The sequence below is a fragment of the Yinghuangia sp. YIM S09857 genome, from assembly GCF_051388915.1.
GTDB lineage: Bacteria > Actinomycetota > Actinomycetes > Streptomycetales > Streptomycetaceae > Yinghuangia.
Map to the genome: position 1 here is coordinate 107,071 of NZ_JBPKBH010000019.1, position 2,396 is coordinate 109,466.

At 73.9% G+C, this 2,396-nt stretch carries 2 protein-coding genes; both read right to left on the reverse strand.

Annotation, left to right across the window (positions count from 1 at the left end; all coding sequences use genetic code 11):
- On the reverse strand, positions 1-1,251 hold a 1,251-nt coding region (locus ACRX5S_RS31465), incomplete at its 3' end, for an amidohydrolase family protein (protein ID WP_436776561.1).
- Positions 1,242-2,396 (reverse strand): CoA transferase (locus tag ACRX5S_RS31470; RefSeq protein WP_436776562.1); only part of this gene is annotated, 1,155 nt, incomplete at its 5' end. The genes ACRX5S_RS31470 and ACRX5S_RS31465, both read right to left, overlap by 10 nt.

Genomic DNA, 2,396 nt, shown 5'->3' on the forward strand with positions numbered 1-2,396 from the left:
CAGCGCAGTGGCGACGGGGACGCGCTCGTGCGGACCGAGGAGGACGCCGCCTGCGGTGCGCCTGGCGGCAGCGGCACGCATGATCGCCCACGGATCGACCGGGCCGTACGGCGCATCGCTGGAGGGATGCACAGGGACGCCCGCGGCCAGCAGCGAGGCGTACGGGTACAGCAGCCCGACGTCGTCGGGGTGGCAGTCGCGCAGATAGCGGTCCCCGCGCTGAGCCACGAAACCGGGCTGGGTGATCACACGCAGGCCGAAGTCCCTTATGGTGCGCCGCACTTCGACCGGGACGACGGCGCCGTGTTCGATCCGGTCCCCCGCTACCGGGCCGACGGCAGCCAGTACGGCCAGGGTCAGCACCAGGCCCTCCCGCGTCACCGCGTGGACGGCCACCGGTCGGCTTGCGGCACCGCGCGCAGCACGGACACGGGAGACGAACTCGTCGTAGGGCCATGGGTCGTGGTCGGGGGCCAGGAGTTTGCCGGGCCCGGCGTGCAGCGCGGCAGCGTGCCCGTGCAGGTCTTGCGGTCGCGCGCCGAGGACGGTGACCTGCTGGGGAAGCGCCCGGGTGTGGACCGCCTCGGCCAGGATGCGTACGGCGGTCGGGGCGAGCTCCGGGGTGGCGTCCGTAACCGCGGTGATGCCGTACGAGGCCAGCAACCGCCCGACGGGGGCCAGGTCCGGATGTCCTGGTCCTGGGCCCAGGCGCTCACGCAGCCAGGTGTCGAGCCGCCACAGTCGCCCGTTCGGGACGCCCTTGTGGTCACGTTCGACACCGTCCGGCAGGTCCTCGTCGGCCGCGTCCAGACCTGCCAGGGCGCACGCCGCGCCGTTGAGCATCCACAGGGCGCCGCTGCCGTGCTGGACACGAAGCGGCACATGCGGCTGGCAGGCGTCGAGATCGGTGCGGGTGAGCGGTCCGGCCACGGATTCGTGGTAGCCGGTGGCGCGGATCCATCCGTCCTGGCGGGGGCGTGCCTGCCTGAGCTTCTCGGCCAGTTCGTCGCGTGTACGTGTTGACTGCGGTCCACAGTCCACCGATCCGAGGGCGGCCGCCAGTGCGGCGAGGTGCAGGTGCCGGTCGTGGAGACCGGGCAACAGCGTCCCTGCGCGACCGTCGATGACGGTGTCACCGGGTCCCGGCCGGGCGCTGCCCGCGGTGCCGATGCCGGCGATGCGTGCTCCTTCACTGCGGACGTCGGCGCGGTGGCGTCCGTGCAGCAGGACGTTGCGCAGAATCAGTCCCATCGCCGCGCCCCTGTGCCCGAAGCGCCGGAAGGAGCGGCAGGGGCGGTCAGGAGCCCGAGTACGCGGCCGGTGTCGGCGCCGAGGGGAACCGCGGTGCCTGCGAGGCGACGCGGCGCCGGGAGGGCCACGCGCAATGGGTTCTCGTTTGCCGCAGGCCTGTCGGCGGGGACGGCCGCCGCGGCCACGCAGACGTCGCGCATCGCGACGTCGAGCAGGAAGCCTCCGCCTGAGCGGACGCTTGCGGCCGCCGCGGTGGCGGCGAGGACTCCGGTGAGCGGGTCGGCGATCGCGTCGGCGCAGGGCAGCGGTTCGCCGTTCTCCCAGGCGAGCAGTCCGGCCGCGGCGGCAACGTCGTCGCCGAACCCGGGCAGGTTGGCCCATGGTCCCGTGCGGCCGTAGGCGGTGATGGACAACCAGGTCAGTCCGTCCCGCCGTGCTGCGATCTCACTGGGGTCGATGCCGAGCTGCGCGAGGGCGCGGGGGCGCGAGGCCTCGATCACGACGTCGGCTGCCGTGATCAGGGCGCGCAGCGCATCGCGGCCGCGTGTCGTGCGAAAGTCGAGGGCCACCGACTCGTGGCCCGCGTGCAGCAGGTCGTAGAAGTACCGGTTTCCGCGGCGCATTCCGTCCGGGCGGGTCGTGCTCTCCACTTTGACGACGCGCATCCCGGCGAGTCCCAGCAGGTGCGCGCACAGGGGGCCGGCCCACAGCGCGGAGAGGTCGACCACCAGCGGCCGGCGCGGCCGGACAGCCTTGTTGCCCAGGCGTACTGCATGAACGGGCCGCGAGGCTTCTGTTGGGGAGCGGTACCGGAGTTGCGGATCGCGGGTGCCAGGCCGCGGGGGAACGGCGGAGGGCAGACCGAGCAAGCGGGCACGCTCCCCCGCGGCGTCGGCGCGGGTGCGGCCCGCCCATGCCTTCACCGCGGGCCAGGGGTCCTCGTGGTCGGCCAGGGCGTGCTCGACCAGGGCGGGCACCAGGGAGCGGTCGGACGGTCGCGCGAGATTGAGGCCGATCCAGTGGGCGTCGGCGGTGGGCAGGAGCCGGAAGGCGCCGCCGACCGACGCCGGGCCGTTGCGGGACCAGCCGTTCGCTGCGGCTCGTTCGGACAGCAGCGCCGGCCCGGGGGGTTGCGGCGGCAACTG